This is a genomic window from Streptomyces sp. NPDC126497 (genome assembly GCF_040302425.1).
Lineage (GTDB): Bacteria > Actinomycetota > Actinomycetes > Streptomycetales > Streptomycetaceae > Streptomyces.
On sequence record NZ_JBEORT010000131.1, the window covers coordinates 1 to 17,103 of the forward strand.

The 17,103-nt window shown below is 73.9% G+C and carries 18 protein-coding genes; 13 read left to right on the forward strand and 5 right to left on the reverse strand.

The annotated features are described in order from the left end of the window. On the forward strand, window positions 1–689 hold a 689-nt coding region (locus ABTY20_RS32235), incomplete at its 5' end, for a L,D-transpeptidase family protein (RefSeq protein ID WP_352000694.1). A gap of 29 nt (window positions 690–718) precedes the next feature. Here the strand turns inward: ABTY20_RS32235 and ABTY20_RS32240 are convergent. Both ABTY20_RS32240 and ABTY20_RS32245 read right to left on the reverse strand, forming a co-directional pair. Continuing rightward, a complete protein-coding gene (locus tag ABTY20_RS32240; protein WP_352000695.1) occupies window positions 719–1,723 on the reverse strand; it encodes an MASE1 domain-containing protein in 1,005 nt (334 codons plus the stop codon). 52 nt (window positions 1,724–1,775) lie between these two features. Further along, entirely contained in the window at window positions 1,776–2,606 is an 831-nt protein-coding gene (locus ABTY20_RS32245) for a PP2C family protein-serine/threonine phosphatase (protein ID WP_352000696.1), read from the reverse strand. 130 nt (window positions 2,607–2,736) lie between these two features. Between ABTY20_RS32245 and ABTY20_RS32250 the strand changes: the two genes are divergently transcribed. Both ABTY20_RS32250 and ABTY20_RS32255 read left to right on the forward strand, forming a co-directional pair. Next, complete coding sequence (locus tag ABTY20_RS32250) at window positions 2,737–3,087, forward strand: hypothetical protein (protein ID WP_352000697.1); 351 nt, start codon at window positions 2,737–2,739, stop codon at window positions 3,085–3,087. A 284-nt stretch (window positions 3,088–3,371) separates the two neighbouring features. Continuing rightward, the gene (locus ABTY20_RS32255; RefSeq protein ID WP_352000698.1) at window positions 3,372–5,423 is read left to right on the forward strand and encodes a discoidin domain-containing protein; all 2,052 of its coding nucleotides are present in this window, start codon (window positions 3,372–3,374) and stop codon (window positions 5,421–5,423) included. Window positions 5,424–5,431: 8 nt separating this feature from the next. Here the strand turns inward: ABTY20_RS32255 and ABTY20_RS32260 are convergent, their stop codons facing one another. Together ABTY20_RS32260 and ABTY20_RS32265 are read right to left on the reverse strand one after the other, a co-directional pair. Then, window positions 5,432–7,012, reverse strand: coding sequence for a glycerol-3-phosphate dehydrogenase/oxidase (locus tag ABTY20_RS32260; RefSeq protein WP_352000699.1), 1,581 nt, complete (start codon window positions 7,010–7,012; stop codon window positions 5,432–5,434). Continuing rightward, window positions 7,009–7,617 carry a TetR/AcrR family transcriptional regulator gene (locus ABTY20_RS32265; RefSeq protein WP_352000700.1) on the reverse strand — a complete coding sequence of 203 codons (609 nt, stop codon included), beginning with the start codon at window positions 7,615–7,617 and terminating at the stop codon, window positions 7,009–7,011. The genes ABTY20_RS32260 and ABTY20_RS32265 overlap by 4 nt, the downstream gene beginning before the upstream one ends. A gap of 74 nt (window positions 7,618–7,691) precedes the next feature. Between ABTY20_RS32265 and ABTY20_RS32270 the strand changes: the two genes are divergently transcribed. Together ABTY20_RS32270 and ABTY20_RS32275 are read left to right on the forward strand one after the other, a co-directional pair. Then, entirely contained in the window at window positions 7,692–9,284 is a 1,593-nt protein-coding gene (locus ABTY20_RS32270) for an FAD-binding oxidoreductase (RefSeq protein ID WP_352000701.1), read from the forward strand. A 56-nt stretch (window positions 9,285–9,340) separates the two neighbouring features. Continuing rightward, the gene (locus ABTY20_RS32275; protein ID WP_352000702.1) at window positions 9,341–10,222 is read left to right on the forward strand and encodes a YegS/Rv2252/BmrU family lipid kinase; all 882 of its coding nucleotides are present in this window, start codon (window positions 9,341–9,343) and stop codon (window positions 10,220–10,222) included. 7 nt (window positions 10,223–10,229) lie between these two features. On the opposite strand, the gene ABTY20_RS32280 is transcribed toward ABTY20_RS32275, so the two are convergent. Further along, window positions 10,230–10,661 (reverse strand): hypothetical protein, encoded by a 432-nt coding sequence (locus tag ABTY20_RS32280; protein ID WP_352000703.1) that lies wholly within the window; start codon window positions 10,659–10,661, stop codon window positions 10,230–10,232. 87 nt (window positions 10,662–10,748) lie between these two features. On the opposite strand from ABTY20_RS32280, the gene ABTY20_RS32285 reads away from it, so the two are divergent. The 8 genes from ABTY20_RS32285 to ABTY20_RS32320 all read left to right on the forward strand — a co-directional run. After that, the gene (locus ABTY20_RS32285; RefSeq protein WP_352000711.1) at window positions 10,749–11,438 is read left to right on the forward strand and encodes a helix-turn-helix transcriptional regulator; all 690 of its coding nucleotides are present in this window, start codon (window positions 10,749–10,751) and stop codon (window positions 11,436–11,438) included. 22 nt (window positions 11,439–11,460) lie between these two features. Further along, a complete protein-coding gene (locus ABTY20_RS32290) occupies window positions 11,461–12,006 on the forward strand; it encodes a DUF488 domain-containing protein (protein WP_352000704.1) in 546 nt (181 codons plus the stop codon). A 106-nt stretch (window positions 12,007–12,112) separates the two neighbouring features. Then, window positions 12,113–12,409, forward strand: coding sequence for a hypothetical protein (locus ABTY20_RS32295; protein WP_352000705.1), 297 nt, complete (start codon window positions 12,113–12,115; stop codon window positions 12,407–12,409). 33 nt (window positions 12,410–12,442) lie between these two features. After that, window positions 12,443–14,674 (forward strand): catalase/peroxidase HPI, encoded by a 2,232-nt coding sequence (katG, locus tag ABTY20_RS32300; protein WP_352000706.1) that lies wholly within the window; start codon window positions 12,443–12,445, stop codon window positions 14,672–14,674. Between the two features lie 130 nt (window positions 14,675–14,804). Next, a complete protein-coding gene (locus ABTY20_RS32305; RefSeq protein ID WP_352000707.1) occupies window positions 14,805–15,035 on the forward strand; it encodes a hypervirulence associated TUDOR domain-containing protein in 231 nt (76 codons plus the stop codon). A 5-nt stretch (window positions 15,036–15,040) separates the two neighbouring features. Next, window positions 15,041–15,385, forward strand: a complete 345-nt coding sequence (locus ABTY20_RS32310) for a DUF3140 domain-containing protein (RefSeq protein WP_502991938.1) — start codon at window positions 15,041–15,043, stop codon at window positions 15,383–15,385. A gap of 105 nt (window positions 15,386–15,490) precedes the next feature. Beyond that, complete coding sequence (locus ABTY20_RS32315) at window positions 15,491–16,456, forward strand: YihY/virulence factor BrkB family protein (protein WP_352000709.1); 966 nt, start codon at window positions 15,491–15,493, stop codon at window positions 16,454–16,456. Window positions 16,457–16,605: 149 nt separating this feature from the next. Beyond that, on the forward strand, window positions 16,606–17,103 hold a 498-nt coding region (locus ABTY20_RS32320), incomplete at its 3' end, for a hypothetical protein (protein WP_352000710.1).

A 17,103-nucleotide genomic window follows, 5' to 3' on the forward strand; every position in this document is an offset into this window, starting at 1 on the left:
CACCGGGCACGGCCCGCACCGCGCCCCGCACCGCCGGTGCCGCGCCGGGTCCCGCCGACACCGCACAGGGCCGGGTCGGCGCCGGACCCGGGACGCGACCGCCGGCCCGCGTCCCCGGCCTCGGCCCCCGGACGCTGGCGTGGATCCCCGCGAACGCCCGTCAGGTGGTCGTCGTCACCGGCCGGGGCAGGGACGCCAACCACTCCCGGGTCGTGCTGTACCAGCACACCGGCTCCGGGTGGGAGGGCGGCCCGGAATGGCCCGCGCACAACGCCCTCAGGGGCTGGACCGACGACCACCGGGCGGGTGACCTCCGCTCGCCCATCGGCGTGTTCACCCTCACCGACGCCGGGGGACTGCTGCCCGACCCCGGCACCCGGCTGCCGTACGACCGGTCGGAAGGGTTCGCCGTCGGAGGCACCGGTTTCGAGGGCGAACCGCTGGAGGGCTCCTTCGACCACGTCATCGCCATCGACTACAACCGCGAGCCGGGCACGTCCCCGCTGGACCTGACCCGTCCGCTCGGCGCCGACCGGGGCGGCGGCATCTGGCTGCACGTCGATCACGGGGGGCCCACCCAGGGCTGTGTCAGCCTCGCGGAACACCACATGAAGGAACTCCTGCGCGCCCTCGACCCGGACCGGCACCCGGTGATCGTCATGGGTGACGCCGACTCGTTGCACCAGTGAGCGGCCCGCCCCGGGCGGGGCGGGAGGGGTCAGTCCGTGTCCCGCGGCCGGCCGTCCTCGTCCCGCGGGGGCCGGGCCGCCGCCTCCCCCGCCGTCAGATGCTCCAGCACCTCGACCAGTTCCTGGCACGCACGCTCCACCGAACGCCTGGTGTTGTGCTGTTCGGTGATCACCGCGGAGAGCAGCAGGGAGGTGAGGGCCATCGCCCCGTTGAAGGCCTGGAGGTTGACCATGACCTCCACGTCGGACAGGTGCTGGAACGGCCCGGTGCGGTCGGCCGCCGCACTGGTGGCCAGAACGGAGGAGAACAGGGCGCACAGCATGCTGCCGGGGAGTTCGAACCGCAGCGCCGCCAGGATCAGCAGCGGGTAGATGACGAACAGCAGGCTGGCCGGGCTGAAGGTGGCCAGGGGCACCAGGCAACCCGCCACCGCCGCCAGGCCCACCGCCTCCTTCCACCTCCTGGGACGCGCCGGGGCGCGCACCCGGGGAAGCAGCAGCAGCACCGGAGTGACGAGCAGGACGCCCATCGCGTCACCCACCCACCAGGCCAGCCACACCCCCCAGAAGTCCCCGGCCGGGAGGTCGCCCGTGCCGACGAGGAGGGCGGTGCCGGTGGTCGAACTGATCAGCATGGCCCCGAAGGCGCCGAGGAACACGAGGTTGAGGCAGTCCCGTAGCCGGCTGAGATCGGTGCGGAAACCCGCCTTGCGCAACAGGAGGTACCCGCACACGGGCGCGGCGGTGTTGCCCACCAGCACGCCCACCGACGCGAGCCGGGGCGAGGTGAGGTGCAGGAGCACGAGCAGGGCGCCCAGGGCGATCCCCGCCCAGCAGCGCGGCCCGAGCATCAGCAGGAAGGCGACGGCCACCCCCGTCGGCGGCCAGACGGGGGAGACCACCGCGCCCTCGACGGTCAGCTCACGCAGCAGCCCCAGCCGTCCCCCCGCGTAGTAGCAGGCGGCGACGACCAGCGTCTCGAGCGCGAGGACGGCCGGTGTACGAAGATCCTGGCGAGCCACCACACATGCCATCACACACCGGGGCCGCCGCGGCGGCGAGGCGAGGGACGCGGCCCTGTCGGCCCTATGGCTGACCCTCCGGTCCGTCGTGTCCGATCACCAGGACCGCCGCGTCGTCGTCGTGCCCCACCCGCTCGGCCTGCTTGATCACGGCGGCGGCGAGCGCGTCCGCGTCCATGCGCGCGACCGCCGCGACGCCCGCGAGCCGCACCACCCGGCCCAGACCCTCGTCGAGGTGCAGGGAAGGGCCCTCCACGACCCCGTCGGTGAGCATCACGAAGACGCCGCCCGTGTCGAGCCGGTAGCGGGTGACGGGATAGACCACCCCGTGCAGGACGCCCAGCGGGGGGCCTCCCTCGTCCTCGGTCACCCCGGACCTGCCGTCCGCGGTGGCCCACACGCACGGCAGGTGCCCCGCCCGCGCGCTCTCCAGCAGCCGGGTGACCGGATCGAGCCGCATGAAGGTGCAGGTGGCGAAGAGGTCCGGGCTCAGGGACAACAGCAGCTCATTGGTCCGGGCGAGGAGCTCGCCCGGTTCGCTGTCGACGGAGGCGAGCGCCCGCAGTCCGACCCGGACCTGCCCCATGAAGGCGGCCGCCTCGATGTTGTGTCCCTGGACGTCGCCGATCGACAGACCGATCCGGCCGTCGGGCATGGTGAAGGCGTCGTACCAGTCACCGCCGACGTTGAGCCCCTGGTACGCGGGCGCGTACCGCACGGCCAGCCGCACACCGTCGGCGACCGGCAGCCACCTCGGCAGCATGCCCCGCTGCAGGGCGACGGCCAGCTCGACCCGGGAGCGCTGCACCTCCGCCTGCGCGCGCGCCTGTGCCGTCAGCGTCCTGAGCCTGACCAGAAGCTCGTCGCCGTCGTCCGTGGGGCCGGTGCGGGACATGGATCACTCACTCGGGTGAGGACACCCGCGTGTGGCAGCCGCCCTCGATGGACAAAGCACTCATTTGTACAGGTAAAGGATGATAGTCAGAAGCGGTTCGGCCGGGCCAGTCCATGTCTAGGCTGTGCCCATGGAGCAGCGGGAGATCATGCAGCGGGGCGTGGGGATCCTGACCGAGGCACTCGAGATGCGGCGGCGGCTGCGCGCGGACCCGGACGCCGACGTGACGGGGAGCGGAGCCATCGCCCGGCTCCTGGAGGAGATGCTGCCGCGGATCCGGGTGCCGGCCGAAGCGAGCGCGCGCGAGGTGGCGGACATCGTCACCGAGAAGCTGGGCCCCGCCATCGTGCAGATCACCTCCACGCTCGCCTTCGCCTTCGTCCAGCTCGCCGAGGTCCACGACGAGGGCCGCACCGACGTCTCCTCCGCCGACGTCCTGCGCTCCATCTCCCTGCACTACGAGAAGGGCGGCGAGGGATAGGGCCTGTCCGTCCGGCCCGCGGCGGGAGGCAGTGCCCGGGCGGGCGCCCCGGCCGTCGAGGCCGTCGACGAGGAGGCCGGTGTGCGGAGCCCGGTCCGCGGGCCCGGGACGGTGCTCCGCGGGCTCCCCGCGCGGCCTCGGTGCCGCTCGCCCCGTGACCTTCCGTCAGGGACCGCGCGGCGGGCGGGTGACGCGCGCACCCTTGACGCCCTACGCGCCAGTAGCGATCCTCACCCCATGTCTTGCTCCGGGCATGACAACTCCACGACGGAGGGACGTGCGTCATGACCACGTACCGCACCCGACGACACCTCGGGGTTGTATCGCTGCTCCTCCTCGTGCTGGCCGCGGCCCTCGTGCCCACGCCCAGTTCCGCCGCCGGCGGCGACTGGTGGGACCCGGTCGCCCGGCCCGCGCCCGACTCCGGGATCGGCGTCACCGGGGAGCCGTTCAAGGGCACGAACGCCGCGGGGGAGGTGCGCGGGTTCGTCGACGCGCACAACCACATCATGTCCAACGAGGCGTTCGGCGGCCGGCTCATCTGCGGCAGGGCCTTCTCCCCGAAGGGGATCGCCGACGCGCTCAAGGACTGTCCCGAACACTACCCCGACGGCTCGCTGGCGATCTTCGACTTCATCACCAATGGCGGTGACGGCAGGCACGACCCGGTCGGCTGGCCCACGTTCGCGGACTGGCCCGCGCACGACTCCCTGACCCACCAGCAGAACTACTACGCCTGGATCGAACGTGCCTGGCGCGGCGGACAGCGGGTCCTGGTCAACGACCTCGTCACCAACGGCGTGATCTGCTCCGTGTACTTCTTCAAGGACCGCAGCTGCGACGAGATGACGTCGATCCGGCTGCAGGCGAAGCTGACGTACGACCTGCAGGCACACATCGACGGCATGTACGGCGGCCCGGGCAAGGGCTGGTTCCGGATCGTCACCGACAGCGCGCAGGCCCGTGGCGTCATCGCGCAGGGCAAGCTCGCCGTCGTCCTCGGCGTCGAGACCTCCGAACCGTTCGGGTGCAAGCAGGTCCTGGACATCGCGCAGTGCGACGAGGACGACATCGACGCCGGACTGGACGAGCTGTACGCACTCGGCGTGCGCAGCATGTTCCTGTGCCACAAGTTCGACAACGCGCTGTGCGGGGTGCGCTTCGACGAGGGCGCGCTCGGCACCGCGATCAACGTCGGGCAGTTCCTGTCCACCGGCACCTTCTGGCGGACCGAGACGTGCACCGGCCCGCAGGCCGACAACCCGATCGGGCTCGCCTCCGCGCCCGGCGCCGAGAAGAGGCTCCCCGCGGGCGTCGAGGTCCCCTCGTACGACGAGGACGCCCGGTGCAACGTGCGCGGGCTCACCGAACTCGGCGAGTACGCCGTGCGCGGCATGATGGAACGCAACATGATGCTCGAGATCGACCACATGAGCGTCAAGGCGACCGGCCGGGTGCTCGACATCTTCGAGTCCGCCTCCTACCCCGGCGTGATCTCGTCGCACAGCTGGATGGACCTGGACTGGACCGAGCGGGTCTACGGACTCGGCGGGTTCACCGCCCAGTACATGCACGGCTCGGAGGACTTCGTCGCCGAGGCGGACCGCACCGGGGCGCTGCGCGAGAAGTACGGCGTCGGCTACGGCTACGGCACGGACATGAACGGCGTCGGCGGCTGGCCGGCCCCGCGCGGCGCGGACGCGCCCGACGCCGTCACCTACCCCTTCCGCAGCGTCGACGGCGGCTCCGTGCTCGACCGGCAGACCACCGGCGAGCGCACCTGGGACCTGAACACCGACGGAGCCGCGCACTACGGCCTCGTCCCCGACTGGATCGAGGACATCCGGCGCGTCGGCGGGCAGCACGTGGTGGACGACCTCTTCAGGGGCGCCGAGTCCTACCTCGACACCTGGGGCGCATCCGAACGGCACCGGGCCGAGGTGAACCTCGCCGACGGCGCCCCGGCCACGGCCAGTTCGACGGAGTGGAACCCGTTCACCAGCTACGCGCCCGGCCGGGCCGTGGACGGTGACCGGGGCACCCGCTGGGCCAGCGACCGGAGCGACGACCAGTGGCTGCGCGTCGACCTCGGCGCCACCCACCGGGTCGGGCGCGTCACCCTGGACTGGGAACGCGCGTACGGCACGTCGTACCGCGTCGACCTCTCCACCGACGGCGTGAACTGGCGCACCGTCTGGTCCACCGCCTCCGGCGACGGCGGCCTGGACACGGCCGTGTTCACCCCCGCGCCGGCCCGCCACCTCCGTGTGCGGTTACTGGACCGGGGGACGGAGTGGGGGTACTCGCTCCGGGAGGTCGGCGTCCACGGCCGCTGACGCACGGCTCAACCGTCCTGGGACGAGGCCCCGTCGACGAGTCCGCGCACCGCGTCGAGCGCCGCGGCCCGGTCGGCGGGGACGAGTCCGATGCGGGTGCGGCGGTCGAGCACGTCCTCGTCGTCGAGCGCCCCCTCGTGGCGCAGGGCCCAGAGCAGTTCGGCGCCGGTGACCGGATACCCGGGCAGCACCGGTTCGCCCAGCCGGGGGTCCCGCGCGGCGAGCGCGTGCACGGCCGGCGCCTCGGTGCCGTAGAGCCGGACGAGACGGCGGGGCGCGGGCAGTTCGGCGAGGACGTGCGGCGGCGCGGCGCCCACCAGGGGCAGGGACGCGGTGGGCGACGGGCCGGCCGGCAGCCCCCGGACGCGGACGGCGGTGTCGACGGCCTCCTCGGCCATCCGCCGGTAGGTGGTGAGCTTGCCGCCGACGACGGTGACGACACCCTCGGAGGAGGTGAGCACCGCGTGCCGCCGTGAGAGGTCGGCGGTCCTCGGCACCGTGCCCGGGGACGCCGCCGCGGTGTCCAGCAGCGGCCGCAGTCCGGCGAAGGCGCCGGCCACGTCGGCACGGCGGACCGGCGCGTGCAGGACGGAGCACAGGACGTCGAGGAGGAAGCCGATGTCCGTCTCGGGCGCCCGGGGGACGTCGGGGAGGTCGCCGTCCACGGGCTCGTCGGTGAGGCCGACGTAGACCCGGCCGTCGTCCTGGGGCAGGACCAGCACGAAGCGGTCGCTCTCCCCGGGGACCGGGATGTGCAGGCCCGCGGTCAGCGGGCCGAGGCTCTCGGGGCGCAGGACGAGGTGGGTGCCCCGGGAGGGCCGTATCCGGACGCCGTCGACGAGGCCGCCCGCCCAGACACCGGACGCGTTGATCACCGCGCGGGCGCGGATCTCGCCCTCCTCGCCGGTGAGTTCGTCACGGACGCGGGCGCCCGTCGAGGTCAGCTCCAGGGCCCGGACCCGGGTCAGGATCCGGGCGCCGCGCCCCGCGGCCGTACGGGCGAGGGCGGTCACCAGACGGGCGTCGTCGGTGAGCCGGCCGTCCCAGGACAGCAGTCCGCCGCGCAGCCCGTCGCGCCGCAGCGCGGGGACGAGGCGAAGGGTCTGCGCCGCGCCGGTCCGGCGCGGCGGGGGCAGGGTGGCCCGGGCCGTACGGGCGGCCAGGCGCAGCGTGTCGCCGGCCCGGAACCCGGCCCGTGCCAGGGCGGCCTGCCCGCGCGAGACCAGCGGGGTGAGGGGCAGCACGAAGGGCTGGGCCCGTACGAGGTGGGGTGCGGTGCGCTCCATCAGCACCCCGCGTTCGACCGCGCTCTCACGGGCGACGCCGAGCTGCCCGGAGGCGAGGTAGCGCAGCCCGCCGTGGATCAGCTTGCTGCTGAACCGGGAGGTGCCGAAGGCCAGGTCGTGGGCGTCGACGGCGACCACGTCCAGCCCGCGGGCGGCGGCGTCCAGGGCGGCCCCGGCGCCCGTGGCGCCGAGACCGACGACCAGCACGTCGACGACGGGGCCGCCGACGGAGTCGGCCAGTTCGCGCGCGCGCCGGCCGGCGGACAGGGACGAGGCGGGGACGGGGGCGCCGGGGGAGTTCATGGCGTGAGGGTCCTCTCCAGGATGCCGCGCAGCTCGCCGAGGAAGGCCTCGGCGGCGAGCTCCGGGTCGTCCTCGTCGGTCATGGTCCGCAGGGACAGCGTGAAGGACTGCGCGATCAGCAGCACCGACCGTGCCTGCCGTTCGGGGTGGGCGGAGCGCACCGAGCCGTCGGCGTGCCCCTCGCGCAGGAACCCGGCCAGCAGTTCCAGCAGGGCGTCCTGGCTCGCCCCGCGCCGGTCCAGCACGTAGGGGAGGAGCAGTTCGGGGTCGACGTCGAGGATCTTCCGGAAGAGCGGATGGGCGCCGAAGGCGCGCACCGCCGCCACCAGCCCCTCGGTGATCAGCTCGCGCGCGGGCGTCCCCGGCCTGCGTCCCGGCATGGCCCCGGTGGCCACCGCGATCCACTCCCGGGTCATCAGGTCGCCGACCAGCGACCGCACATCGGGCCACCGCCGGTACAGCGTCATCCGGGAGACCCCGGCGCGGCGGGCCACGTCGGTGAGCGTGGTGCGGCGGACCCCGACGGCCAGGACGCAGTCCCGCACCGCGTCGAGCACCGCGTCGTTGTCCGGACCGCCGGAACCGTTGTGACGAATAGGCGTCATGTGTCACAGTGTAACGCCACGTGAGGCCGTCGGTCGACGGCACCGCCCATCCCCGACCGGTGAGGACGACAGCCATGGACATGCTGTGGAGCGGCTGGGGCGACCCGGCCAAGGCGACACCGCTGCCCGACGCGGTGATCGGCCTGCTGCGCGACCTGCTCGGTGTCGAGCCGCGCGGGACCGCCCCCGTCGCCCTCGAGGACCTCGCCGTCCCCGAGAGCCCCCTGCCGCCCGCCGCCCACCGCGCCCTCGCCGCGGCCCTGGGGGGCGAGGACCACGTGCGCACCGACGCGGAGACCCGCATCCGGCACACGCGCGGCAAGTCCACCCCCGACCTGCTGCGCATCCGCGAGGGCGACGTGAGCGCCGTCCCGGCCGCGGTGCTCCTGCCCGGCGGTCACGACGAGGTGCTCGCCGTCCTGCGGGTGTGCGCCGAACACGGCCTGCCGCTGGTGCCGTTCGGCGGCGGCACCTCCGTCGTCGGCGGCCTCGCCCCCGAACGGCAGGGCGCCTTCGTCACCCTCGACCTGCGCCGCATGGACGGTCTGCTCGCCCTCGACCCGGTCTCCCGCACCGCCACCCTGCAGTCCGGCCTGCGCGCCCCGCGGGCCGAGGCGCTCCTCGCCGGACACGGCTTCACCCTCGGCCACTTCCCCCAGTCCTACGAGTGGGCCACCATCGGCGGCTTCGCCGCCACCCGCTCCAGCGGCCAGGCGTCCGCCGGATACGGCCGGTTCGACGAGATGGTGCTCTCCCTCACCCTCGCCACCCCCGAGGGCACCCTCGACACCGGCCGCGCCCCCCGCTCGGCCGCGGGACCCGACCTGCGCCAGCTCGTCCTCGGCTCCGAGGGCGCGTTCGGCGTCATCACCTCCGTGACCGTCCGCGTCCGCCCCGTGCCGCGGACCCGCGTCCACGAAGGCTGGCGCTTCCCGTCCTTCGAGGAGGGGACCACCGCGCTGCGCCGGCTCGCCCAGGACGGGCCGCGCCCCACCGTGCTGCGCCTGTCCGACGAGACCGAGACGCTGGTCGGCCTGGCGGACCCGGACGCGATCGGCTCCGGCGCGCGGCGGGCCGCCGGCTGCACGGCCGTCGTGGGGCACGAGGGCACGGAGGAGGAGACGGAGTACCGCAGGGAGCGTGCCGCGGCCGTCCTGCGCGCGTGCGGCGGCACCCCCCTGGGCGAGGAGCCGGGCCGGCGCTGGGAACACGGCCGCTACGCGGCCCCGTACCTGCGCGACGCGCTCCTGGACGCCGGGGCCTTCGCGGAGACGCTGGAGACGGCGGCCTTCTGGTCCCGCGTCCCCGGGCTGTACGCCTGCGTCCGCGACGCGCTCACCGACACCCTCACCGGGGCCGGCACCCCGCCCCTGGTCATGTGCCACATCTCGCACGTCTACGAGAACGGCGCCTCGCTCTACTTCACGGTGGTCTGCGCCCGGGGCGAGGACCCCGTGGCGCACTGGGCCCGTGCCAAGCGCGCCGCGGGCGAGGCGATCCTGGCCGCCGGCGGCACCATCAGCCACCACCACGGGGTCGGCACCGACCACCGGGACGGGTACCTCCGCGAGGCGGGCCCCCTGGGCGTCGGCGCCCTGCGCGCGGTGAAACGGCGACTGGACCCGGCGGGGCTGCTCAACCCCGGCGTCCTGCTGCCCGCCGACTGACCCGGAACCCCGGCCGCTCGTCCCCCTCCCCGTCGGCCCGCCCCGAAAGGCACCCGATGCGCCAGTTCACCGCCGTCGTCAATCCCACCGCGGGCGCGGCCGCCGGAGCGGCCGCGCTGCTCGCCCTGGCCCGGCACCTGCGCGAGGAGGGCGCCGACCTGCGGACCGAGTACAGCCGCAGCCTGGCCCACGCGCGGGAACTGGCCCGCGACGCCGGGGGACGGGGGCGGGTCGTCCTCGCCGTCGGCGGTGACGGCATCGTGGGCGGGGTCGGCGGCGCCCTCAGCGGGACCGGAGCCGTTCTCGGCCTGGTCCCCGCGGGCCGCGGCAACGACTTCGCCCGCGCCCTGGGGCTGCCCGGGGACCCGGCCGCCCTGGCCCGCGTCCTGCTCCACGGCAAGCCGCGGCGGGTGGACACCGTGGAGGTCGGGTCGGCCGCGCACGACCGCACAGTCGTCCTCGGCGGCGTCTACGCCGGTGTGGACGCGCTCGCCAACCGCCACGCCAACCGGTCCGGACTGCTGCGGGGGCCGGCGTCCTACTACGCCGGCGGTCTGCGGGCCGTCACGACCTGGCGGCCCGCCCGCTACCGGGTCACCGTCGACGGGGAGGAGCACACGCACACCGGCTACACGGTGGTGGCCGCCAACTCCGGCTTCTACGGATCCGGTCGCGTCATCGCCCCCGGCGCCCGCGTGGACGACGGCCTGCTGGACATCGTCATGATCGGACACGCGCCCCGGCGGCTGTTCTTCGCCCTGATGAACGAGCTCAGGACCGGGACGCACGTCCGGCGGCCCCAGGTGCGGATCCTGCGCGGGAGCGAGATCCGCATCGAGGCGGACCGGGAGATCCCCTACGGCGCCGACGGGGAGGTGGACGCCGTCCTCCCCGTCACGCTCCGCGTGCTGCCCGGGGCCCTGCGCGTGCTGTGCTGACCGGCCGTCAGGGCCGGGCGCCGTGGTAGCGCCGGGCCAGCCGGGCGAGCGCCACCGCGCCGAGCAGCAGTCCGAAATCGCGCAGTGCGACGTCGTAGTGGCCGGACAGCGTGAGCAGGTCGACGATGATCCCCGCGAGCCAGCCGGCGACCAGCCAGCCCCCGAAGCGCGGCGCGACGCCCACGACGACACCGGCCACGATCTCGATCACCCCCACCGCGTACATCGCCGACTGGGCGCTGCCCGGGACGAGGCCGTCGATCCACGGCGCGAGGTAGGCGGGCCAGTCGACGAGGAGGTTCGCGAACTTGTCCAGACCGAACAGGACCGGTGCCACGGTGAAGCCGGCGCGCAGGATGACGAACGCCTGGTAGCCGGGGTCGGTGAGCGCGGCCCGCCGAGGCGTGACGGACGTGCCGCTCGTGGTTGTGGAGGTCATGGCCCGCACCCTTCTTCTATTGACAACTCTCATTAGCAATAGAAGCGCCGATCCGTTCTTTAGTCAATGGCCGTCGCTTTTACACTGGTGTTCGTGGACGACACGGAAGAAGTACGCGACCGGGACACCGCGGCGATCTCGGCCGTCGCCGCCCTCGACGAGCCCACCCGCCGGCGGCTCTACGACTACGTGGTGGGCCGGCGCCACCCGGTCGGCCGGGACGAGGCGGCCGAGGCCCTGGGGCTGGCGCGGCAGACCGCGGCCTTCCACCTGGACCGCCTCGCCGCGGAGGGCCTGCTCGACGTGCTCCACGTCCGGCGCAGCGGACGCAGCGGGCCGGGTGCGGGCCGCCCGGCCAAGCTCTACCGCCGCTCGGCCGCGCAGATCGAGGTCAGCCTTCCGGACCGGCGCTACGAGCTCGCCGGCCGGCTGCTGGCCCAGGCTGTGGAGGAGTCCGGCGCCGGCGGGGAACCCGTGCGCGAGGTGCTGCACCGCAAGGCACGTGAACTGGGCGTGCGGATCGGCGCGGACGGCGGCACGGCGGAGGCCCCGCGGGTGCTCGAGCGGTACGGCTTCGAGCCGCGGCGCGACGGCGAGTCCGTCGTCCTGGGCAACTGCCCGTTCCACGCGCTGGCCCGCGACCACGCGCAGACGGTGTGCGGCATGAACCTGCACCTGGTGGGAGGGATCCTCGAAGGACTCGGTGACACGGGATTCGAGGCCTGCCCGGCACCGGAACCGGGCCGCTGCTGCGTCCGCCTGGACCCCGCCGCCTGACCCCGTCCCGAGGAGGCGCCCCATGAACCCGCGCGCGTTGTCCACCTTCGGCCACGGCACCGCGGACCGGGAGGCATTGACCGCACTGCTGCACGGGGCGGGGATCGCCGCCGTCGTGGACGTCCGCATCGGCCCCGGCAGCCGGCGCGATCCCGACCTGGCGCGGGCCCGGCTGGCCCGGTGGCTGCCCGAGGCGGGCATCTCCTACCGCTGGGAGAGGGACCTGGGCGGCTTCCGCAAACCGCCGCCCGACTCGCCCGACACCGTCTGGCGCAACGCGTCCTTCCGCGGCTACGCCGCCCACACCCGCACCCCCGAGTTCGTCGCCGCGATGGACGCCCTGCTGGAACGGGCCGCCCGCGAGCCGACCGCGGTGATGTGCAGCGAGTCCGTGTGGTGGCGGTGCCACCGGCGGCTCATCGCCGACTTCGCCCTCGTCGCCCGGCGCACCCCGGTACGTCACCTGATGCACGACGGACGCCATACGCCGCACGGCCCCACACCCGGCGTACGCCTGCGCGACGACGGACTGCTCGTCTACGACGACACCGCCGCCGCGTCGGCGTGAAGGACGCGGCGCAACCCGGGAGCCACCCACAGTTACCGGACACGTCCCAAGGCTGGACTCGTTCGTTTCCTGGAATTACTCCGGTCTGGGGCTATAGGTTCGCCCCATGACCGCATCCCGGCCGCTCACCGCCGCCGAGGAGTCCCGCGGGGCGGGCCCGCGCGTGACGGCAGCCCGCGTCGCCCTCCTCGACACCGTCCGCCAGGACGGCCCCGCCCGCGGCGAGGGCCGGGACGGGCACGACCACCACCCTCCGGTGTGCCGTTCCTCCGGCGCCGCCGACCGCGCGGTCGGCGGCGCGCCCTGTCCGACCGCGTCCGACGCCCGCGGTTCCACGACCGACGAGGCCGAAGTCGTCCGTCGGGGCCCGCACCCCGGCTGTTCCACCTCCCGCACCACCTGAACCGCGCGCACCTCTTCGCCCGGAAGGACCTCCATGACCGAGAACCACGACGCGATCGTCACCGAACCCAAGGCGGAGGGGACGGGGGGCTGCCCGGTCGCGCACGGACGCGCCCCGCACCCCACCCAGGGCGGTGGGAACCACCGGTGGTGGCCCGAACGCCTCAACCTGAAGATCCTCGCCAAGAACCCGGCGGTGGCGAACCCGCTCGGCGAGGACTTCGACTACGCCGCGGCGTTCTCCGCCCTCGACCTCCCGGCGGTGAAGCGGGACATCGCCGAGGTGCTGACGACCTCTCAGGACTGGTGGCCCGCCGACTTCGGCCACTACGGCCCGCTCGTCGTCCGGATGGCCTGGCACAGCGCGGGCACCTACCGCATCAGCGACGGCCGCGGCGGCGCCGGGGCCGGCCAGCAGCGCTTCGCCCCGCTCAACAGCTGGCCGGACAACGCCAACCTCGACAAGGCCCGCCGTCTGCTGTGGCCCGTGAAGAAGAAGTACGGCAAGAGCCTGTCCTGGGCCGACCTGCTGATCCTCTCCGGCAACGTCGCCCTGGAGACGATGGGCTTCGAGACCTTCGGCTTCGCCGGCGGCCGTGAGGACGTCTGGGAGCCGGAGGAGGACGTCTACTGGGGCCCCGAGTCCACCTGGCTCGGCGACGAGCGCTACACCGGCGACCGGGAGCTGGAGAACCCGCTGGGCGCCGTGCAGATGGGTCTCATCTACGTCAACCCCGAGGGCCCGGGCGGCAACCCGGACCCGATCGCCTCGGCCCGCGACATCCGCGAGACGTTCCGCCGCATGGCGATGAACGACGAGGAGACCGTCGCCCTGATCGCCGGCGGCCACACCTTCGGCAAGACCCACGGCGCGGGCCCGGCCGACCACGTCGGCCCCGACCCGGAGGCCGCCGGCCTCGAGGAGCAGGGCCTGGGCTGGAGGAACACCTTCGGCACCGGCAAGGGCGCCGACACGATCACCAGCGGCCTCGAGGTGACCTGGACCAACACGCCGACCACCTGGGACAACAGCTTCTTCGAGATCCTCTTCGGCTACGAGTGGGAGCTGTTCAGGAGCCCCGCGGGCGCCCACCAGTGGCGGCCGAAGGACGGCGCAGGCGCGGGCACCGTGCCCGACGCCCACGACCCGTCGAAGACCCACCAGCCGACCATGCTGACCACGGACCTCGCGCTCCGCTTCGACCCGGTCTACGGCCCGATCTCCCAGCGCTTCCTGGAGAACCCGGACCAGTTCGCGGACGCCTTCGCCCGTGCCTGGTACAAGCTCACCCACCGCGACATGGGCCCCAAGTCGCTGTACCTCGGCCCGGAGGTGCCCGCCGAGACCCTGCTGTGGCAGGACCCGCTGCCGGAACGCACGTACGACCTGATCGACGCCGCGGACGTCGCGGCCCTCAAGGAGCAGGTCCTCGCCTCGGGCCTGTCGGTGTCCGAGCTGGTGTCGACGGCGTGGGCGTCGGCCTCGTCCTTCCGCGGCAGCGACAAGCGCGGCGGCGCCAACGGCGCGCGCATCCGCCTGGAGCCGCAGCGCGGGTGGGAGGCCAACGACCCCGACCGGCTGCCGACGGTGCTGCGCACGCTGGAGGGCGTCCAGGAGTCCTTCAACTCCGCGCAGACCGGCGGCAAGCGGGTCTCGCTCGCCGACCTGATCGTGCTGGCCGGCGCCGCGGGCGTCGAGAAGGCCGCCAAGGACGCCGGCTTCGACATCGAGGTGCCGTTCACGCCGGGCCGCGTGGACGCCTCGCAGGAGGAGACGGACACGGAGTCCTTCACCGCGCTCGAGCCGACCGCCGACGGCTTCCGCAACTACCTGGGCAAGGGCAACCGCCTGCCGGCCGAGTTCCTGCTCCTGGACAAGGCCAACCTGCTGACCCTGAGCGCCCCCGAGATGACCGTCCTCGTCGGCGGCCTGCGGGTCCTGGGCGCGAACCACCAGCAGACGGCGCACGGCGTGTTCACCGAGGCCCCCGGCACCCTGACCAACGACTTCTTCGTCAACCTGCTCGACCTGGGCACCACGTGGAAGGCGACGTCCGAGGACCGGACCCTGTTCGAGGGCCACGACGCGGCCACCGGCGAGGTCAAGTGGACCGGCACCCGCGCCGACCTGGTGTTCGGATCGAACTCCGAGCTGCGCGCCCTCGCCGAGGTCTACGCGAGCGACGACGCCGGGGAGAAGTTCGTGGAGGACTTCGTCAAGGCGTGGGACAAGGTCATGAACCTCGACCGGTTCGACCTCGTCTGATCCCCGTCCCGCTGCTCCGGGCCGGCCCTTCGGGGCCGGCCCGGAGGCGTGTCGCCTCCCGGGATGCGCCGGGGCCGTCCTGCCGCCAAGGTGGAACCGAACCGACCACCGTCCGAAGGAGGCGTCCGCGATGGGCAAGGGCAGCGACCGGGGGAAGGATCTCCACCAGGGCGACGAGGTCGCCTGGAGCAGCCACGGCGGCGAGACGACGGGCAAGGTCGAGAAGAAGATCACCGGGCGCACCGAGGCGGCCGGGCGCACGGTCGCCGCCTCCGAGGAGGAACCGCAGTACGAGGTGCGCAGCGGGAAGTCGGGCAGGCCGGCGGTCCACAAGCCCTCCGCGCTCAGGAAGAAGAAGTGAGCGCGGTGGAACCGGGACGCGACGACGAGACGTGGGACGAGTTCCGCGAACTGGTCAACATGAAGCCGGCCGACCTCGAGAAGTGGCTGGCCACCGACGAGTCCCGCGGCGCGGGGCAGCACGGGGAGGAGGGCGGCGAGTCGACCGGCCACGCGTCCGGCCGCCGCATCGTCGACATCCTCCGCACCGGCAGGAAGGACCTCTCCGACGACGACTACGCGCACATGCGCAAGGTCGTCGGCTACATCCGCCGCCACCTCGCCCAGCGCCCGTCCGGCGACGTACGCGACACGCGCTGGCGCCACTCGCTGATGAACTGGGGCCACGACCCGCTCGACGACGCGTCCTGACGCCGCCGCCGGCCGCATGCGGACAAGAGGTGTGGCCGGGGGGAAACGGGCCATCAAAGAGTGGAGCACTGCCACTCGATGACTCGATGCGAGGAGCGTCCGCATATGGGAACCGCCGTCCACGTCCCGCAGACCCGGGACATGATCGGGGAGGAGCTCTCCGGAGACGAGGCGTTCGCCGCGCTGCGGCACTACGGGGGCCTGCGGTTGCTGGCCGACTCCTTCACCCGCTTCCGTTACGCGGACGGCTTCTCCCACGCGCGGGCCCTCGCCTTCCAGGTCGTCCTCGGCCTGGTGCCGTTCACCGTGGCCCTGGTCGGCCTGGCGACCTCCGTGCACACCGAGAGCGTGGGCCGGGTCATCGAGCTCACCCTCGGCCGGATCGTGCCCGGTGCCAGCGCCGACATCGTCGAGGACGCCTTCGCGGGGACCCGGCGCAGCGCCCACGACGGCTTCGGGAGCGAGCTGGCGCTCTGGCTCGGCCTGGGCTTCGCCCTGGTGAACCTCGCCTCCGCCATGGGCCAGATCGAGCGGGGCGCCAACCGCATCTACGGGATCGAACGCGACCGCCCCTTCCCCCGCAAGTACGGCAGGGCCGTCCTCCTCGCGCTCGCCGCGGGCCTGCCGCTGGTCCTCGGGTTCGTCGTGCTCGTCGCCGGCGACGCGGTGGGCGACGCGGTGGTCCGGGTGACCGGGGAACCCGGCGGCGGCGCGGGGTGGTGGACCGCGCTGGAGCTGCCGGTGGGGCTGGCACTGGCGTGGATCGCCTCGGCGGTGATCTTCCGCTGGTCGCCCCGGCGCACCCAGCCGGGTTACACCTGGCTGGCCTTCGGCTCGGCGGTGCACCTGCTGCTGTGGGTCGCGGCCACGTGGCTGCTCGCCCTGTACGTCCAGGGCAGCGGCGCGTTCGGTGCCCTGTACGGACCGCTCACCGCCTTCATCGCGCTGCTGCTGTGGGCCAATCTCACCGCCGTCGCCCTCTTCCTCGGCATCGCCTTCGCGGCCCAGCTCGAAGCGGCGCGCGCCGGCGTCGACGAGGCGGCCCGCCCGGATCCGGGACCGGGCGCCTGAGCGCCGTGGACGGACGCGCCGGCCCGGGAACCTGGCGCGCCGCCTGCGCGTTGTCGGTGTGAGGTTGCACAATGATCGGAAAAGGAGATCAACTCCGGCGCCGCGCTGGGTAGACGGTCTCGTATCCCGGCTCCGGAAAGGTCCTGCTGATGCTCGCCACCGTCGACCGTCCGAACACCCTCGTCACCCTGCCGACCGCGCGCCGCCGACCGGACCACCGTCGTGGCGGACCGATAACGACCGAGTTCCCGACCGTCCCCTCCCGGCCGCGGACCCAGGCTGCCCCGTCCCGGCCGCGCACCCCGGCCGACACCACCCGCGCCGACGTACTGCGCATCATCTCCGACCCCCGCACCCCCACGTACGTCACCGAGTACGCCAACGGCCGCCGCCGGTACAGCTACTGGCGCCCGCTCGACTCGACCACCGGCACGGGAGGCTGCTACGCGGCCCTGCCCACCGCCGAGTGCGACGAGTTGCACGCGGCCGGGCGGATCACCCTCGGCGAGCCCGTGGTGGACCCCAACCGCACGACCTACCGCGTCCGCCCCGCCGCCCGCGTCCGCCCCGCCGCCCGTGCCCAGTCGGCCGCACGTCCCGAGCCGGCCGTCCGCACCGAGCCGGCCGTCCGCACCCGGCCCGAGCCG

Excerpts from the sequence above, each read along its gene's own strand:
- ABTY20_RS32240 (WP_352000695.1), bottom strand. The coding sequence starts at position 1,723 with ATGGCATGTGTGGTGGCTCGCCAGGATCTTCGTACACCGGCCGTCCTC.
- ABTY20_RS32245 (WP_352000696.1), bottom strand. The coding sequence starts at position 2,606 with ATGTCCCGCACCGGCCCCACGGACGACGGCGACGAGCTTCTGGTCAGG.
- ABTY20_RS32250 (WP_352000697.1), top strand. The coding sequence starts at position 2,737 with ATGGAGCAGCGGGAGATCATGCAGCGGGGCGTGGGGATCCTGACCGAG.
- ABTY20_RS32255 (WP_352000698.1), top strand. The coding sequence starts at position 3,372 with ATGACCACGTACCGCACCCGACGACACCTCGGGGTTGTATCGCTGCTC.
- ABTY20_RS32260 (WP_352000699.1), bottom strand. The coding sequence starts at position 7,012 with ATGAACTCCCCCGGCGCCCCCGTCCCCGCCTCGTCCCTGTCCGCCGGC.
- ABTY20_RS32265 (WP_352000700.1), bottom strand. The coding sequence starts at position 7,617 with ATGACGCCTATTCGTCACAACGGTTCCGGCGGTCCGGACAACGACGCG.
- ABTY20_RS32270 (WP_352000701.1), top strand. The coding sequence starts at position 7,692 with ATGGACATGCTGTGGAGCGGCTGGGGCGACCCGGCCAAGGCGACACCG.
- ABTY20_RS32275 (WP_352000702.1), top strand. The coding sequence starts at position 9,341 with ATGCGCCAGTTCACCGCCGTCGTCAATCCCACCGCGGGCGCGGCCGCC.
- ABTY20_RS32280 (WP_352000703.1), bottom strand. The coding sequence starts at position 10,661 with ATGACCTCCACAACCACGAGCGGCACGTCCGTCACGCCTCGGCGGGCC.
- ABTY20_RS32290 (WP_352000704.1), top strand. The coding sequence starts at position 11,461 with ATGAACCCGCGCGCGTTGTCCACCTTCGGCCACGGCACCGCGGACCGG.
- ABTY20_RS32295 (WP_352000705.1), top strand. The coding sequence starts at position 12,113 with ATGACCGCATCCCGGCCGCTCACCGCCGCCGAGGAGTCCCGCGGGGCG.
- katG (WP_352000706.1), top strand. The coding sequence starts at position 12,443 with ATGACCGAGAACCACGACGCGATCGTCACCGAACCCAAGGCGGAGGGG.
- ABTY20_RS32305 (WP_352000707.1), top strand. The coding sequence starts at position 14,805 with ATGGGCAAGGGCAGCGACCGGGGGAAGGATCTCCACCAGGGCGACGAG.
- ABTY20_RS32315 (WP_352000709.1), top strand. The coding sequence starts at position 15,491 with ATGGGAACCGCCGTCCACGTCCCGCAGACCCGGGACATGATCGGGGAG.